Annotated in this window: 17 protein-coding genes; 7 read left to right on the forward strand and 10 right to left on the reverse strand. The window is 49.4% G+C overall.

Annotation, left to right across the window (positions count from 1 at the left end):
- Both PHU49_06030 and PHU49_06035 read left to right on the forward strand, forming a co-directional pair.
- The coding region (locus PHU49_06030; GenBank protein MDD5243558.1) for a cell wall biosynthesis glycosyltransferase at positions 1 to 763 on the forward strand (763 nt) is incomplete at its 5' end.
- 15 nt (positions 764 to 778) lie between these two features.
- Positions 779 to 1,474, forward strand: a complete 696-nt coding sequence (locus PHU49_06035) for a hypothetical protein (GenBank protein ID MDD5243559.1) — start codon at positions 779 to 781, stop codon at positions 1,472 to 1,474.
- A 98-nt stretch (positions 1,475 to 1,572) separates the two neighbouring features.
- Here the strand turns inward: PHU49_06035 and PHU49_06040 are convergent, their stop codons facing one another.
- Positions 1,573 to 1,938, reverse strand: coding sequence for a pentapeptide repeat-containing protein (locus tag PHU49_06040; GenBank protein MDD5243560.1), 366 nt, complete (start codon positions 1,936 to 1,938; stop codon positions 1,573 to 1,575).
- 653 nt (positions 1,939 to 2,591) lie between these two features.
- Between PHU49_06040 and PHU49_06045 the strand changes: the two genes are divergently transcribed.
- Together PHU49_06045 and PHU49_06050 are read left to right on the forward strand one after the other, a co-directional pair.
- Positions 2,592 to 2,774, forward strand: coding sequence for a hypothetical protein (locus PHU49_06045; GenBank protein MDD5243561.1), 183 nt, complete (start codon positions 2,592 to 2,594; stop codon positions 2,772 to 2,774).
- A gap of 5 nt (positions 2,775 to 2,779) precedes the next feature.
- Complete coding sequence (locus PHU49_06050) at positions 2,780 to 4,360, forward strand: sodium:solute symporter family protein (GenBank protein ID MDD5243562.1); 1,581 nt, start codon at positions 2,780 to 2,782, stop codon at positions 4,358 to 4,360.
- A 220-nt stretch (positions 4,361 to 4,580) separates the two neighbouring features.
- Here PHU49_06050 and PHU49_06055 read toward each other — a convergent pair whose 3' ends face one another.
- The 9 genes from PHU49_06055 to PHU49_06095 all read right to left on the reverse strand — a co-directional run bounded on the left by PHU49_06055 (position 4,581) and on the right by PHU49_06095 (position 14,556).
- Positions 4,581 to 5,240, reverse strand: a complete 660-nt coding sequence (locus PHU49_06055; protein ID MDD5243563.1) for a transglutaminase family protein — start codon at positions 5,238 to 5,240, stop codon at positions 4,581 to 4,583.
- Positions 5,241 to 5,580: 340 nt separating this feature from the next.
- Positions 5,581 to 7,203, reverse strand: a complete 1,623-nt coding sequence (locus PHU49_06060; protein ID MDD5243564.1) for a class I adenylate-forming enzyme family protein — start codon at positions 7,201 to 7,203, stop codon at positions 5,581 to 5,583.
- Positions 7,190 to 7,957 carry an ATP-binding cassette domain-containing protein gene (locus tag PHU49_06065; protein MDD5243565.1) on the reverse strand — a complete coding sequence of 256 codons (768 nt, stop codon included), beginning with the start codon at positions 7,955 to 7,957 and terminating at the stop codon, positions 7,190 to 7,192. Before PHU49_06065 ends, PHU49_06060 begins: the two co-directional genes overlap by 14 nt.
- Positions 7,954 to 8,694, reverse strand: coding sequence for an ABC transporter ATP-binding protein (locus tag PHU49_06070; protein MDD5243566.1), 741 nt, complete (start codon positions 8,692 to 8,694; stop codon positions 7,954 to 7,956). The genes PHU49_06065 and PHU49_06070 overlap by 4 nt, the downstream gene beginning before the upstream one ends.
- Positions 8,675 to 9,700, reverse strand: coding sequence for a branched-chain amino acid ABC transporter permease (locus tag PHU49_06075; protein ID MDD5243567.1), 1,026 nt, complete (start codon positions 9,698 to 9,700; stop codon positions 8,675 to 8,677). Before PHU49_06075 ends, PHU49_06070 begins: the two co-directional genes overlap by 20 nt.
- A complete protein-coding gene (locus PHU49_06080; protein MDD5243568.1) occupies positions 9,697 to 10,569 on the reverse strand; it encodes a branched-chain amino acid ABC transporter permease in 873 nt (290 codons plus the stop codon). The genes PHU49_06075 and PHU49_06080 overlap by 4 nt, the downstream gene beginning before the upstream one ends.
- Before the next feature lie 9 nt (positions 10,570 to 10,578).
- Positions 10,579 to 11,847, reverse strand: coding sequence for an ABC transporter substrate-binding protein (locus PHU49_06085; protein MDD5243569.1), 1,269 nt, complete (start codon positions 11,845 to 11,847; stop codon positions 10,579 to 10,581).
- Positions 11,848 to 11,892: 45 nt separating this feature from the next.
- Positions 11,893 to 12,417 (reverse strand): helix-turn-helix domain-containing protein, encoded by a 525-nt coding sequence (locus PHU49_06090; GenBank protein ID MDD5243570.1) that lies wholly within the window; start codon positions 12,415 to 12,417, stop codon positions 11,893 to 11,895.
- Positions 12,418 to 12,957: 540 nt separating this feature from the next.
- Positions 12,958 to 14,556 (reverse strand): class I adenylate-forming enzyme family protein, encoded by a 1,599-nt coding sequence (locus tag PHU49_06095; GenBank protein MDD5243571.1) that lies wholly within the window; start codon positions 14,554 to 14,556, stop codon positions 12,958 to 12,960.
- 121 nt (positions 14,557 to 14,677) lie between these two features.
- On the opposite strand from PHU49_06095, the gene PHU49_06100 reads away from it, so the two are divergent.
- The 3 genes from PHU49_06100 to PHU49_06110 form a co-directional block, all read left to right on the forward strand.
- On the forward strand, positions 14,678 to 16,258 hold the full coding sequence (locus tag PHU49_06100) for an AMP-binding protein (protein MDD5243572.1): 1,581 nt from the start codon (positions 14,678 to 14,680) through the stop codon (positions 16,256 to 16,258).
- An 84-nt stretch (positions 16,259 to 16,342) separates the two neighbouring features.
- Positions 16,343 to 17,017, forward strand: coding sequence for a ribonuclease III (gene rnc / locus PHU49_06105; protein MDD5243573.1), 675 nt, complete (start codon positions 16,343 to 16,345; stop codon positions 17,015 to 17,017).
- A gap of 9 nt (positions 17,018 to 17,026) precedes the next feature.
- Positions 17,027 to 17,321, forward strand: a 295-nt coding sequence (locus PHU49_06110) for a hypothetical protein (protein MDD5243574.1), incomplete at its 3' end; no start/stop codon positions are given.

A 17,321-nucleotide genomic window follows, 5' to 3' on the forward strand; every position in this document is an offset into this window, starting at 1 on the left:
TACAAACAGCATAGTCTATCCCTTAACGAGCGCTCTCTATCGCAAGCGCGTCAGACAACCTATTGGTGGTGATTTTGGTTTTTCAGGAAAACTTGCCGGCTTTTACCTGGCCAAGGATGTGTGGGAAACGGATGTCGCGCGATACGGCATAGATATATGGATGACATCCACTGCCATTGCGAACAATTTCCCGGTCTGCCAATCATATCTCGGGGCAAAGATCCACGACGCAAAAGACCCTGGTGCGGATTTGAGTGCAATGCTCTACCAGGTGGTGAGTGCTGCGCTCGATCTTATGGAAACGTATTCTGCCGTGTGGAAACCCATCAAATCGTCTGAGCATGTCCCTACGCTTGGCTTTCAGTACGATGTTGGTCTCGAGCCGGTCAATGTAAACCTGGAAAGGATGGTAGACCGCTTTTCACTCGGCATCAAAGAACTGGGTGTTTTCTGGAAAGAATTTATGTCAAAAGAGCTGTACAATTTTTTTACAAAATTGACAGGCAGCAGAAAAAGGACATTCAGGATACCTGATGAAATCTGGGTCGAGACAATCTATAGTTTTATCCTTGCGGCGCATAAAAGGGTAATGAACAGGGAGCATCTTTTAAAATCATTGACCCCGCTCTACATAGGAAGGACAGCCTCGTTTGTTATGGAAACGTTGGACAACGATGCCCGGGAGGTTGAGAAGAAGATCGAGAACCTGCGTTCGATGTTCGAAGAGAAGAAGGACTTCCTTATTAAGAACTGGGATAAATAAAAGGGGGTATGGAATATGAATATTTTTCAGAGAGTTATTGTTGAGCCTTTTGAAAAATGCTATGAAAAACTGCTTTACTTTCTGCCTAATCTTTTCGCATCGATTCTCCTCCTGATTATCGGGATATTTCTTGCCGCTATCATCAGGATGATTTTCCAGAAATTTTTCAAGACCATAAAACTTGATAAATTTCTGGAACGGTTCGGTATCGTCGAAGCCCTCTCCAGGAGCGGCATCAGAGAGTCTCTATCGGTCCTCGTCTCCAAAATAATAGGGTGGATTATTATCCTTACTTTCCTGATAGTCTCCATGCAAAACCTCAGGATACCTACCGTAGAGCAACTGCTGGAAAGATTTTTTCTCTATATCCCCAATATGTTTATCGCGGCTTTCATTTTGATAATAGGTTATCTTCTCAGCAATTTTTTCAGACGGGCCGTGCTTATCGCGTCGGTAAATGCCGGCATCAGATACTCCGGACTGCTCAGCAAATTTGTGAAGTTCACGGTTTTCATATTATCCTGTACAATGGCGCTGGAACAGCTGGGGATAGGGAGGGAGACTGTTATTATCGCTTTTGCTATAACCTTTGGAGGAGTCATCCTTGCCCTGGCTATAGCCTGCGGTCTGGGGGGGAAAGACATCGCCAGGGAATATCTCGAAAAAAAGATGAAAGAAGACAACAAAGGAGATGGGATCAACCACTTATAGATACAGAGATCTGTGTATTACGATCATCCGCGTTACTTTGTTGGGCAACTATCTATGCTGTCCTCTTTGTCCTTTGTCCACAGCTAACCGCTGAAGGGCTATTGACATTTGCCTATCGAGCCTGATTGGCATTTTTTGCCGTCAACCCATATGGTGTTCGACAGCTTTGCACCGGAAAAATTTGCCCCTTTGATGTTCGCTCCTGTCAGGTTGGCCCCTGTCAGGTTGGCGTCATTGAAGCTTGCATCGGAAAGGTTTGCCCCTGTCAGGTTTGCCCCTGTCAGGTTTGCCCCATACATATCTATATTGGAAAAGTCCGCATTCGACAGGTCGCACTTTTCACACTTGTTTGTGCTATTGACTTTTTGAAGGTCTGTGGCGTTGAATCCATAACCTATGCCTTTTAAAAACATTGTCTGGAGCATCAGGATCGCTAAAAACAGATACATTGTTTGTTTCACCATGGTAACCTCCTTTTAATTTTAGATTCATCAAAAAAGCTCATATCATGGTTGTACATCTTTGAATTATACCTATGCAAAGCTGTTTATCCTTTCGTCTCTCCTTGGTATGGGATTACGACAAAATAAAGACCGCCTCCTGAATTATCTCCAGGTGGCGGCCCGACCATCCTTCTTTTTAAAACACCTCCAGAAACACATGGCGCATTTCTGAACCCATCAAGTTTGTCTTATATAATAAGAATATCCAATGATAATTATAAAGTCAACCGGAATTTCATTACAACAAACCGTATGTCGTATTTCGTATATCGTATATCGTTAACTGCAAAGGAACCTAATACCCGATACTGGATGCCGTATACCCGATGCCGGCGATAAGAACAGAAGATGAGAGGATGAGATGCTGGCCGCTCGATACTCGATGATCGATTATCGATTATCGACGCTGACAGCTGTATGCTGATAGCTGGTTTAAAGAGGGGGCGACCCCGTCAAGACGGGACAAGCCGTGAGCCCCGGTACAGTATATATTTTGTAGCGAATTCTTGAGCGAGAGGGGGAGGCTCCACGGACTTTGTTCGTGGAGGGGGCGACGTGAGCCCAAGTAATTGTTCTTGACAGTTTTAAAATCTCCGTGCTAATGAAATAGTACCATGCTGGGCTTTCCGGACATCTGGATTTTTACAGGATTTATCCTTACCTTCATTTCTGTTCTTTTCTGCGTCATTTACGGGATCATAAACTGGCGCAAAGGGTCCGCGGAAAAGGATGGGGACTATAAGGAAGAGATACGCTGGGAAAAAGAAGAGATTGAACTAATAGAGAAGCTTCCCTAAGGGCCATGTTCTACCTCATCACATTTACCCTTATATATCTTGTTATAACGGTTTACCTGAGTTACCTCGGGTACCGTCGCACCACAACCGTATCCGATTATATGCTCGCAGGCAGGCAGGTCCACCCTGTCACGATGGGACTAAGCTACGGCGCCACACATATAAGCACATCGGCGATTATCGGGTTTGGGGGTGTAAGCGCCCTTTACGGGTTTAGTCTCTCGTGGCTGACCGTCCTCAATATAATGATCGGCATCTGGGTTGCCTTTGTGGTTTTCGGGAAGAGGACACGCAAGATGGGCAAGGCGCTCGATGCGCATACCTTCCCGGAGCTTCTCGGCAGGCGATACGAATCGCGATTCGTACAGGGATTTTCCGGTCTCGTTATTCTCATCTTCATGCCCGTTTACGCGGCAGCGGTTCTCATCGGCATCTCACGTTTTATCGAGGTCTATCTGAATATCCCGTTTTCAACAGCCTATCTCGCCTTCCTGCTTATCACGGCCTGTTACGTCATATGGGGCGGACTGAAAGGCGTTCTTTACACCTCCGCCTTCCAGGGCATCATCATGGTCGTTGTCATGGCTGCCGTTGGCATCTATACCTACCATGTTGCAGGAGGAGTCGTGAACGCCCATGAAGCCCTCACGAAACTGACATCCTTTATCCCCCAATACCTGAAGGAGGCAGGGCACAGGGGGTTCACGTCCATGCCGGCAGCAGCGTCACCCGTCTGGTGGTACGTCATCACAACAATGATCATGGGTGTCGGGGTCGGTGTCATAGGCCAGCCTCAATTGAGTGTTCGCTTCATGACCCTCAAATCAGACAGGGAAATTAACAGGTCTATCCCCTTTGCGGCAATTTTTGTATTACTCACCACCGGTGTTGCTTTTACTGTGGGAGCACTGACGAACGTGATCTTTTACAGCAACTATACCGAACTACCGATTGCGGCCGTCCAGGGGAACATCGACAAGATCATACCGCTTTATATCGACCGGTTCTATCCCCGGTGGTTCGTTGCTCTCTTCCTCGTTACCCTCATGTCCGCCGCCATGAGCGCCAACAGCAGCCACTTCCACACCCTCGGCACATCACTCTCCAGGGACATCTTCGAGCAGGCACTGCTCAAGGGCAAATCCGTTGCTGAGATCACGATCGTGACACGCGTCGGGATCGTGTTCAGTATCTTCTCAACGCTCTTCATAGGGTTGATCCTTCCGGAAAGCATCATCGCCGTTGCCACCGCCTTCTTCTTCAGTCTCTGCGGCGCCACATTCATACCCGCGTACCTTTTCGGGCTCTACTGGAAGAAGGGGACAAAGGCGGCTGCAAAGGCGAGCATCCTCTGCGGATTTTTCATCTCCCTCTTCTGGATGCTCTTTTTCCACGAACAGGAGTCGCAGGCATTCGGCCTATGCAGGTTTTTCTTCAGATCGAACACCCTCGCGGGCCACCCCTGGAACATGATCGACCCCCAGATCATCGCCCTGCCGATTTCATTCATCGTGTTTGTCGTCGTTTCGCTCGTGACCAGGCCGGTCAGAGAAGAGACCATCAAAAACGCCTTCAGGCATATCTGAAGGCCCGTGAGACGTATAACATCCGTAAGTCGTGAATCGTAAGTCGTGAGGGGACTACTGCAATAAACCGTATATCGTATTTCGTATATCGTCGTTCGTGGGATTCTTTTGTAGTTTACGATATACGATCTACTATATACTATATACTCCGTAGTTCGTATCGTGTGTCATCTCTCATCACACATTCAAAAGTCAAGGGTTGGCCATCCGGTCCCCACGATCAACTCTGTTCCTCCATGATAACCTTCCTGCCCAAAGGGGTAAGTGCAGAAGAAAGCCATTCGGTGAGCAATTCAAAGGGGATATCGTCATACTCGCCCCGGAAGGAGAGATATTCGATGTGGAGCTTGCCCTCGACGGTGAGCGACGGGAGTAATGCATGATGGATGCCATCGAATTCCACCGGTACCATCCGGTTCCTGCCGGACGTATACCCGTCAAAGGCAGGTGTGGCCTTGACCCACTTGCCCTCTAAGTAAAGCTCGGCGTACCCGTGGTCGGGGATCTCATCACCTATAAGGAGCGCCGACAGTCGTTCCGGCAGACAATGGTTGCGGAGAACTGCAAAACCGAGCCTTGCAGGGATCTTTGCCGCCCTTGAAAGGGCCGCGAGGAGCGCGGCCTTCTGCACGCAGAACCCTTCGCCCCGCTCCAATGTTGTACTCGCTCTGAAATGTTCCGGGAGAAACCGCGGGGTATACGGGTTGTAGCGAATCTGATCACGTACGAAGTAGAAAAGTCTGACCGCCTTCGGGATATCTCCTTCCGGTTCTGATGTCAGCTTCCGGACCACATCCTTTATCGCCGGATTGTCGCTATCGATGAAAAAGGTCGGGGAAAGGCATTCCATGGGGTTATGATCGGTCTTCGCACTATCCATTCTCACACTCTACACATAACCTGAGAAGATCTGGTAAGATATATAGGCCAGATACCGCGATTAAAGTCAAGCCTTAAGCTCTCCTTTTTTCACGGAAAGGCAGCAGGGAGCCGAGGGCAGAGAGATAAGGACCGAGGGACGTCCGCTGCGCTAGGACGAGGGACGATAAAAATCAGAAGAGCAGAAAGCAGAATATTCAGGAAGGCGTCAGGGGCAGGGTGCCAAGCGTTCAGGTTTCTTTCGTTTCTCGCTATCTACTACCTACTATTCACTATTCACTGGTTTTATTGCTATTCACTATCGACTATCTGCTGCCTTATATGGTGTGTCTGTCTCGATCTTAGCTCTTACGTTCTTGTTGCCTTAGCTCTCTACGCAAATACTTTCCTACTTTCGATTTCGGAAGCATGTCTCTGAATTCAATATATTCCGGTACCTTGTACGACGTCAGCCTGTCTTTGCACCACCGGATCAGGTCATACCCTGTCACTCCCTCGGCATCTTCCTTCAGGACAACAAAGGCCTTTATCCTTTCGCCTACGCGCCTGTCAGGGACACCTACCGCTATAGCGGCGATAACGGCGCTGTGGTCTTTCAGCACGGCCTCTATCTCCGAGGCGGATACGCGGTAGCCTTTGTGCTTGATGATGTCTGCGGTTCGATCGACGAAGTACAGATAACCCTTATCGTCAGCCCGAACAATATCCCCGGTACGGTACCACAACAGTCCGTCTATATCCACGAAGCACTCACGTGTCTCCTCCTCCTTATTCCAATAACGGTCGATCATCGGATCAGAATGGACGAGTATCTCGCCGGGCTGGCCGACGGCTACCTCTTCGAGCGTATCAGGGTTAACAATCTTCACCTTCTTGATCGAGAGGACGGGACCAATGGAGTCTTCAGGCCAATCCCCCAGAACGGGCACCATAGTCACGCCGCCCACGGTCTCAGTGGTGCCGTAGCCCTGAGAAATAGGCACGCCGAATTTTTGTTTCCACCTCCTCATCACCTCGAGAGGGATCACATCGCCCCCCGTAAAACAGTATTTCAGCGATGAGAGGTCGTAGTAATCAATCCGGTCGTGTTCGAGAAACATCCTGTACAGGGCGGGGACGCCAAACAGCGTTGTCGCGCGATATCTTTTCACGTAAAGGAAAATGGCGTCAAGATTCACCCTCGGCATGAGAATGACCGTTGAGCCCGTAAGACAGATGGGGCCGAGGCTGAAGATCTCGCCCTGGATATGGAACAGCGGGGCGCCCTGAACAATCCTGTTCTGGTCCAGCGGTATGAGGGGCTCGCTGACCTTGAGCTGGGCCATGAGGCCCTCAACAAAGACCGTGTGTTTGAAGGGAACGCCTTTCGGGAATTTCGTCGTGCCCCCTGTATAGAGGATCTGCATGATCTCGTCAGGCCTTGAGGCTGCCATGCATGATGGGTTGGCTTCGGTCTTTAAGAGTCTGTCCCAGGTATATACGTCACTCGCTTCAACCTTTCCGTCCGGTATCTTGTCGAAGGCGAACCCGATGTACCGTTTCCACCAGGGAAGCATGTCCGCTATGTTTGTCACAATGACCGTGTCGAGGGGAACCCCTTCGGCCTTTACCCGCTTTACATAACCGAAATTCGTGTCAGAGCAGAGTATCACCCGCGCTCCGGAATCACGGGCGATGTATCCCATGTCATGGGCCGTGTAGATGGGACTTACCGGTACGGCGATTGCGCCGACATACTGGAGGCCGAGCCATGCCAGAATCCACTGGGGGGAGTTCGGGATATAAAGCATTACCCTGTCTCCGGGCCGTACCCCGAGGTCGTAAAAGCCGGTACCGACACGCTCCGCAAGCCTCTTCAATTTCGTGAAGGAATATTTTTCGCCGAGGTATACAAGGGCGATCTTGTTTTTGTATGTATCAACGGTTTTCAGAAAGAGATCGTATACGCACTCATTCGTCGTCATAATCTACTCCGAAATAGGCTTTCCGTACATCCGGGTTATCATAGAGTTCATCCTTATTCCCTCCAAACGCGAACATACCGTTTTCGATGACATACCCGCGATCAATAATAGGGATGAGCGGTCTCGCAAACTGTTCGGTTATAAGGATCGTCATATTTGTTTGTTGCTTGATCTTCTTAATCGCCTCAACAAGCTGGGCCTGGACGTTGGGACTTAGACCCAATAGCGGTTCATCAAGGAGTAAAAGCCGGGGTCTCGCCATGAGGGCAATTCCTATCGCGAGCATCTGCTGCTCTCCACCGCTCATGAGCCCTGCCCTTCTTCGTCTCATCGCAAGAAGTTTGGGAAATGTATCATATACAAGAGACAGGGATTCTTTTACCTGTTCCTTAGAACTGAGGTATCCCGAAATCTTGAGGTTCTCCTCAACGTCGCTTTCCCCGAAAACAGGGTGCCTTTCCCTGCACAGGGCAATCCCCTTTCTTACCCTCTTGTCCGGCCATAGATTGCTGATATTCTCGCCGAGAAACTCGATCGAACCGAAAATACTGATTCGTATGCCGCCCCTCCGGTCTTCCTTTAGTTTCGTGTCAAGCATCAGACCGGAAATCGTATTCATCAGCGTGGTCTTGCCTGCACTGTTGGGCCCGATGACACCCACGATCTCATCTTTATCGACAGAGATGGATAGTTTGTTTATGGCGATCGCGTTTTCATAAAATACCGTAAGATTTTTTACGGACAACATGTTCATAGTTCCACCCCAAGGTACGCCTTTTTGACGCTCGGCTGTTTCATGATCTCCTTGGGACTGCCTTCTGCAATCTTTTTGCCCTGGTCGAGGACCATCACCTTGTGGGCAATCTTGAAAAGCTCCTTCAGGCGATGTTCCACCATGATTATCGTCTTGCCGGCCTCGATCAGCTTCTCGATCATGGGTGATATGGTGGCAACCTCTGCCAGCGTGAGCCCCGAATATAACTCATCAAAGACGATAAGCTCGCTCTGCAGGGCTATCACCCTTGCCATCTCGAGCCGTTTCAGATACCCGTGGGGAAGGATGCTGGCAGGCTTGTAGGGCACGGCCGAATCCCGCTCAAACCCGATGTCTTCAAGGATGTCGAGGGCAAGAGTATCTTTCTCACCGTAGTGACCGCCCATCTTCTTTACCCGTGGAGAGAACAAGGGCACCACAAGGTTCTTGAAGGCAGGCAGACGGTAAAAGGGCTTGACCATCTGGAACGTCCTTCCGATGCCGAGGTTCGTGATCTTGGACGCCCGAAGACCCGCTATATCCCGCCCTTTGAACATTACCTTGCCGGAATCGGGTTTGAGAAATCCCGTGATCAGGTTCACCGTCGTGGTCTTTCCTGATCCGTTCGGTCCGATTATCCCGAGGAGCGTGCCCTGCTCAACCTCAAAGCTGACGTCGTCGACAGCTACTACTCCTCCGAATGTTTTCCTGAGGTTCTCAATCTTCAGATATTCCACCGGGGGCCTCCACCCATCTCTCGATTTGTTGATACTTTCTCGCTAAGTAAGGGAACAGACCTTCCGGCAGCGTAACGATGAAGGTGCCGAGAAGGGCTGCATAGATAACGACCCTGAACGAACCGAAGGCCCTCAGCGCCTCCGAAAGAGGACCGAGAATGATCGCTCCAAGCAGCGGTCCGACAAGGGTCCCCATTCCGCCTACCACGCTTGCGGCGATGGGAAATATCGACAGGTCCACGGCAAAGGCAGACATGCCGATGCTCATGTAGTAGTGGGTCATGAAGGCCCCGCTGAAGCAGCATATTCCGCTTCCTATGAAAATGGCCTGGACCTTGAACCACCGGATACTCAACCCGGACGCTTCTACCGCCCTGTCATTGTCTTTCAGGGCAACAAAGATGTGCCCGTAATCAGAATCGATGAGCCTCCGCAGGCCAAAAAATGTAAGCCACAGAGCAATCATGCTGAGCGCTATCGTGACAATGATGCCGGGAAAGGGGCTCAGGCCTGTAATACCCTCGGTGCCGCCGAAAATACCGGTAGTCTCCACAACACGCATGAGCATCAGCGGAATGATAAGTGTGACCACAGAGAAGTATATTCCTCTTAACCCGAGGGTAGGGTAGATGATGGCAGTGGAGATGATGGCGCCGATGAGAGTCCCCAGCGGGATGGAAAGGTAAATAGGTAGACCGAGATAGTGATTCACTGCCCCTGCACTGTACGCCCCCAGTGCGAAAAAAAGCGCCTGGCCAAGGGAAGTAAGCCCGCAGGACGCCATGAAGTCCCAGCTCAGGGCCATCATCCCCATGACGAAGGTTATGACCATCACCTTTCTCCAGTACGGGGGCACGAGGAATGCCAGCAGGAGTAAGCCTGCCACAGGCAGCATCCGCGGTATAACAAGGTATGCGATCTCCCGTATCGAGGAGAGGCAGAAGATATCATCCGTGACTGCCTTGATGGGTCTGTCGATTCTTTCTTTTCTGCGCTCTGTGCTCATACCCGCTCCTCAATCTCTTTCGATTTGCCGAATATGCCCGAAGGCCTGATCAGGAGAATCCCAAGCATGCATGCCAGAGGAACAACGGACGTGAGCGACGAGGAGATGTACATGGATGTAAGCACCTCGATGTAGCCGATGATGAAGGCTGCCACAAGCACCCCGAGCGTGCTTTCGAGCCCGCCGATAATACAGACAGCCAGCGCCTTTATGAGTATGTCATACCCCTCGTCCACCGAGATAACGCCGAGTGGTAAGATGAGAACTGCGGAAAGGGCACACATGATCGAACCCATGGCTAAGCTCAGCATGGAGACCTGGTCGGGATTAATGCCGACCGATAAGGCAGTATGCTCCTGCTGGGCCACGCCCCTGAACGCGAGCCCCATTTTTGTGTGGTGAACAAAAACATGGAGGATCAAGAGAAGGATGGCGCCGGCGCAGACGATGATAATCCTCTGTATGCCAACGCCGACACCAAAGATCTCGACAGAGCCGTCTATGAACACGGGGTTTCTGAATTCATAACCAAACACCCCGAGTCCCCTCAGAAGCTCAAGGATTACAATCCCAAGTGAAAGCGTTGCGATGACCTCGGAAAGCTCGAGGCCCCTCAGGCGAACAAGGATAACCTTGTACATGAGGGCCCCGAGCGCTCCGATGATAATTATTGAAAGGCCTGCCGAGAGGAAGTAGGGCATGCCCAGCTTAATAAGGCCGTACCACGTGAAAATTCCTCCCAGTATATAAAACCCGCCGTGGGAAAAATTGGCGACCCTGCTGATACCGAATGTTATGCTGAACCCCAGTGCAACCATCACCAGGATCACGCTGTTGATAAACCCGTAGACGAGTACGCTTAGAAACACGTTCTCCTCCTATTTCATCGATGCAGGTTTCTCGATCACTCCCTCTGCAATGCTGTCAGGATATATGGGGACTCTCTTTCCGCCTTTCTTCCACTGATACACCGCAGAGATTGCATCAACCTTCGGGTCATCGCCGAACACATACTGATGGTCCTGAAAATGGATCCTGCCGGTGGCCCCTACCATGTTTGTTTTTTCAAGTTCTTTGGCAATCTTGTCCGGGTCAAGCGATCCTGCCCTCTCGATTGCGCCCACCATGGCGTATACACCATCGTAGTCAACGGCAGGCTTGTGACCGACCTGCATCTCTCCCCATCTTTTTGCGTAGGCCTCGTAGAATTTTTTTGCAGGCGGATACTTGGCAAGCGGGAGATTTCCTCCGTCAAAGGCTATATTGATAACTCCTTCAATCTTTTCCCCGAAGGTCTTCCAGGCATTCGATCCCATAAGCGGTGAGATAAACCCGGCAAAGACCGCCGGCACCTTCATATCCTTCCATTGCTGGACAAGGATGCCGCTTTGGGGCATGTCGAAGATACAGAAGATGACCTGGACTCCTGACTGTTTCGCCTTTATCAGGGTGCTGGAAAAGTCCGAGGCGCCGGTGGGATACTTGTCGAATCCTACCACTTCCCAGCCGTTGTTCTTATACCACGCATTCATGCCGTTGGCGATCCCAACTGCCCATATGGCATCCTGCACCACGATGTATGCCTTCTTGAACCCGTACTCCTTGTTCATCTTAGCCATCACGTTCCCGAGTCCGGCAACGACATACTTTCCGTCAAACATCCTGAAGCAGTGTCTGTACTTTTCAGGATTCGATTTATACTGGTCCACGAACTTGGATGCCACGGCATTGTTGATGCTCGGGATCTTGTACTGTGCATACATATCCATGGCAGCAAGGAGCACCTCGGACCTCGTCGGCCCCTGGATAATTACGTTGGGTTTCTTTTCAAGAATAAGTTTCTCATTAGCCAGCAATGCATCAGCAAGCGGCACGCCCGGTTCCATGTCTCTTGTTTCGATAGATTCGATCTTCAGCATTTTCTTTTCGTTACCTACTTTGACCCCGCCTTTTGCGTTGATCTCCTCGACCGCCAGCGTGATAGCCTTCAGTCCATCTGCTGCTTCAATCGATTTAAATGAGCTCGGGACACCGATGATAATTGGTTTCCCCTTCGCTGCCGGTGCAGCAAAGACCACCTGTGATGCCAGGAAAAGAAAAGTAACCAGTAAGATCACTATTTTCGATAAAACCTTCCATGTTGCCATAATCCCTCCTTTATCATTTGTTTTTATTTAAACCAGATTCCTAAGTCATGGGATCTGTCTCAAATAAAAGTTTATAAACTCCATCGGTTCCAGCGCCTCTACTGAGTGGGGTCGCTCAGCGTCGAAGCAGACGATATCACCGGCTTCCAGCTCAAGGACCTTATTGTCGTAGATTTTGCGGCATTTACCCTTTAAAATATATGTTATTTCGAGACCTTGATTCTTGTGTAAATCTATACATTTGCCTTTATCTGTTTTTCCAAGGCTAACGGATATTTTGTCGTTGATAAGGCCTTTGGGGACGAGCAGTTTGAGCTTCAGCGTGGAAGACTCTATCTCGGGCTGATCGGCTGCCTTTATGAGCTGTATGCCCATCTCCTTGTCAAAGAAGCCGGTGATCGGGTATTTCAGGCAATAAGCGATCTCAGACAGAACAGCCACCGACGGGCTGACTTCCCCTGTCTCAATCCTCTGAATGGTAAGATAGCTAAGCCCAACCTGCTTAGCCAATTCCTTCATGCTCATACCTTGTTTCTTTCTGATCTGCCGTATTCTATTTCCTACTTCCATAGGACAAAGTGTATCAATAAATAAATAGTTGTCAAGAAAAATGTTTACTTTTGTATATATTTTATCATGATGCCGGATACCGATGACAGATCATGGCAGGCCGTATATCGTATATCGAAAGACCCGTAAGTCGTGAGGGGATTAAAGTGTGGTACAAAAAGCATAGAGCATAGCGTGACAACCATGAGTCATCGTGAGGAGCGAAGCAGGGTATAATCATTGAATGAGATTGCCACGCCCTTCGGGCTCGCAATGACAAAACTCCGAGGGATTTCGCTCGCCTTACGCCTTACGCCTTACGCCTGACGAGATTCTTTTTCACCTTTCACCTTTCACTATTCACTGCCTTTATTCTGCGTGTTTACGAGGGACATCCCGACACAAGTGCTAATCCTAATGGAAAATCTGGGATAAATCGACTTGGGCAACAAACCGTTCTTCCGGCTTTCCCTTATCGTGTACTCACAATGAAAACGCCCGCCGGGGTGGCGGGCGTTTAGTTTCCGTATTCACGCATTCACACTTATGCGCATTTGCTCATTACGACTGTTTCTTGAACTCCTTTTCCATTGCGTCTTTCGCAGGCTTCACGTAGATGTCTCTCAGTTTCGGCTTCTCGATCTTACCTGCCGGGTTCCTCGGGATGGCGGTATATACCATCTTTTCCGGCCATTTGTACTTCGCAAGACCTTTCTCTTTTACGAAATTAATGATCTCTTCGTCGGTAATGGTCTGGCCTTCCTTGGGCTGAATGATCGCCATAACAATCTCAATGAGCCTCGGGTGAGGATAACCGAGAACGGCGACATCCTGGACCTTGGGGTGCTTCCTCAGGGCGTCTTCGATCTCAGCCGGGAAGATGTTCTCACCGCCCCTGATGATAAGGTCTTTTGCCCTGTCAGCAAAGAAGATGAAGCCTTCTTCGTCTTCATATGCAAGGTCACCTGTATAGAGCCAGCCGTCTTTGATCGTCTTGGCTGTCATCTCCGGGTTGAAGGCATATTCTTTCATGAGTCGCGGTCCCTTGAGGAGCAATTCACCGACCCCGCCGGCAGGAAGCTTTTTGCCCTCGCTGTCAATAACCTTTGCCTCCATGAAGGCTGTCGCCTTTCCAATGGAGCCGGGTTTTTTCATTATGTCTTCATCATAACAGTTCGTGAGTCCGCCGCCGCCGCCCTCTGTGATACCATAAATGTTTGCGATCGGAAGCTTGGGGAAGAACTTCTTTGAATCCTCAAGGAGGATGTAAGGAACCGGCTGCGCGCCGATCTCTATATGTAAAAGGGCTGAAAGGTCATATTTTTTAAGGTCTACCTGACCCGATTTGATGGCGTTGATCACGTCAGACCATGTAGGAACCGTATTCCAGCCGCCTGTACATCTTTCTTCTGCCATTGACTGGAGATAAAATTCCGGCTGCAACTCCATTGGCATCAGGACCTTGCCTGCCGCTATATAGCACGGAAAGGAAAGGAAGAGTGTGCCGCTGTGATAGTACGGGTGCGGGGCCAGGTATACACTGTTGTACCCTTCATTATAGGTAAGGGCATTGCCTATACCGATATAAAAGAGTGTCCTGTGTGTATGGGAGACCGGTTTCGGCGCTCCTGTTGTGCCGGAGGTGAACATGAGCTCTGCCATATCGTCATCGTCTGTCTCCACACAAACTTCAGACGCATCGCCCTTTGTTAAAATCTCATTATACGACTTCACGCCCGCGGGGATAGTGTTGCCGAGGCAGATGAAGTGCTTGCAATAGTCCATCTCTTTCATGATCGGTTCCATCCTTGCGTTGAACTGTTCGCCGAACATGAAGGCCTTGCATTTTGTTACGTCCGCTGCATATTTGATATCGGCACTTGCGAAGCGGAAGTTGAGAGGTGTTACCGTTGCACCTGTCTTGAGGACGGCTATATAGCTTGCATACCATTCCATCGAGTTCATCATAAGATGACAGACGATATCGCCCTTCTTAACACCACAGTCCTTCATCAGGTAATTGGCGATCTTGTTCGCCTGCTCATTAAACTGCTCCCACGTAAGACACCGGCGCGTCTTTTTTGACGGATAGCTCTCGATGATGAACTCTCTCTTGGGAAACTTGCTGGCATTGAGCCCCGAAAACATTGCTAAATTCATAGTACCCTCCTTTTATGTTTATGTTACTGTTTTTATATTGCTTTACGATTTTTAGCATGATAAATTGAACAGTGTTATTTGTCAACATTAAAATTACGTGATAACCGAGGAGGGAGTAACCATGGGTGACGTATATGTACACATAGGTGAGATCCTCGCAAGAAACGCACGCAGGTTTCCGAATGACGTGGCGCTTGTCGAGAGAATACCGGCTGAAAAGAAAAGGGTAGAGCTTACCTGGAAACAGTTTGACGACCAGGCGAATCAATTTGCCAATGTCCTCACGGCAAAAGGGGTGAAAAGAGGCGATAAGGTTGTTCATTTTATGATGAATTCTATTGACTGGCTTGTCGCGTACTTCGGAATTATCCGGACAGGCGCCTGGGTAGTACCTCTTAATTTCCGCTTTACTGCCGAAGACGTGAAATATTGCTGCGATGTGGCAGAACCAACTGTCGTTGTTTACGACGAAGAATTTGCAAAAAGGATCGATGCGATAAAGGACAGGCTCCCGACAGTAAAAAACTATATCTGCGTAGGGCAGAACATCCCTGCCTATGCGGAATCGTTCAGGAAGCTTGTCGATGCTGCTGCGGCGACGCCGCTTGATGTCGAGATCACCTTTGCAGACCCCTGCGGTCTCTATTTCACATCCGGAACGACGGGTCAGCCCAAGCCGATCCTGCTGACACACAAGAACATGGTCAGCGCATGCATTACAGAGAACGCCCACCACTGGCAGAGGAAAAACGACGTCTTCATCCTTATCCCGCCGCTCTACCATACCGGTGCAAAGATGCACTGGTTCGGGAGTTTCATCGTAGGGGCAAAAGGCGTGCTCCTGAAGGGCGTTTCACCGGAATGGACCCTCGAAGCGATCAGCGAAGAAAAGGGAACCCACATCTTCCTGCTCGTTCCATGGGCTCAGGATATACTCCTGAAACTCGACAGCGGGGAACTAAAACTCTCCAATTATAAACTTGACCAGTGGCGTCTCATGCATATCGGGGCACAGCCTGTTCCGCCGGCGCTTATCAAACACTGGAAAAAATACTTCCCCAACATGCAGTACGATACAAACTACGGCCTCAGTGAATCGACAGGTCCCGGTTGCGTACACCTCGGCATCGGCAACGAGCACAAGATAGGTTCTATCGGCAGGCCCGGATTCAACTGGGATACACGGATCGTTGATGAAAAAGGCAAGGATGTAAAAAAAGGCGAGCCGGGAGAACTCCTCGTCCGCGGCGACGGGGTTATGAGAGAATACTATAGAAATCCTGAAGCAACAGCAAAGACACTGATAAACGGGTGGCTTTGCACCGGCGACATGGCACGGGAGGATGAGGATGGCTTTATCTGGCTCGTTGACCGAAAGAAAGATGTCATCATCACCGGCGGTGAGAATGTATTCCCTGTCGAGGTTGAGGATTTCTTCCACACGAACCCGAATGTAAAAGACATCGCCGCGATCGGGCTGCCTGATGAGCGACTCGGTGAGATTGTCGCCGTTATCGTTGAAGTCGTACCCGGCAAGACACTGACAGAAGAAGAGGTCCTGAAATTCTGTGAAGGGCTTCCCAAATATAAGAGACCGAGAAAGATATTCTTCAGTGAAGTACCCAGGAACCCGACCGGCAAGATAGAAAAACCGAAACTGAGAAAACAATACTCAGGAAGAGAAGAGGCTTTTAAGATATAGCATAGAGCTAAGAGTGAGGAGCGGAGAGCTTGAAAAAAAATTCACCCTCTCTGCTCTTAAGCTCACTGCTCTCAGCCGCATATTATGTACCCTACTTCTTTAGAAAAAACAGTTCATTACATATTCAAAAACAAGGGGCTTCTCAACGAAGCAATGACCCACAGTTCCTGGTTTAATGAAAAAAAGGAATCCCGGCAATCTCAGAATGAAAAGCTCGAATATCTCGGTGATGCGATACTGAACAGTGTCATCAGCATACTTCTTTATAAAAAATACCAGAAAAGAGATGAGGGGTTCCTCAGCAACGCCCGGTCAAGCCTTGTAAAACGGGAAACCCTCACGGAAATAGCAAACAAGATCGAGCTATGGAAACACATGAGCTATGGTAACGGCGACAACAACGTGCCGGAAGAGTCCAAGGTCTTGTCAAATATGCTTGAAGCCCTTATCGGCGCAATCTATTTAGACGGCGGGATGACAAAGGCAGCGAAGGTCATCAAAGAATTCTTTCTTCCTTATTTCAACGAAGAAAAATTGACTGAGAAAAACCCGAAAAATATCCTTCAGGAATACTCCCAGAAAAAGTGGGGACTGCTCCCCAGGTACAAATTTACAAGAAAAACAAAGGAAGGTTTTGCCATATCCGTCTGCGTCGGGAAGGAATTCCGCGCAAAGGGCACAGGTAAAAGCAAAAAAGAGGCAGAACAAAATGCGGCAAGGACACTCTTGAATCAATTCGGGAACAAAGAACAGAAGTAATGGTTCGTCATGATCGTCCCTGTTTTTCTCACACATCTCGGTTGTCATGACCGTTGCATCTATTGTAATCAGGGATATATTACCGCCCAAAACGATACCGACGTCCGGCGATTGGTAGAAAGATCCCTCCAACAAAAAGAAGGCACCTATGAGGTCGGTCTTTTCGGCGGCAATATATTCGGTTTAAGCCCCGATTATCTAAAACGATTGTTCGGGTATTTCGATGATTACCGGGAGAAGATCACAAATTTCAGGATCTCCACAAAACCTGCGCCTCTCAACGAAGAGTTGATCAACATCCTCA

The sequence above is a fragment of the Syntrophorhabdaceae bacterium genome, assembly GCA_028713955.1.
In the GTDB taxonomy this organism is placed as follows: Bacteria; Desulfobacterota; Syntrophorhabdia; order Syntrophorhabdales; family Syntrophorhabdaceae; genus UBA5609.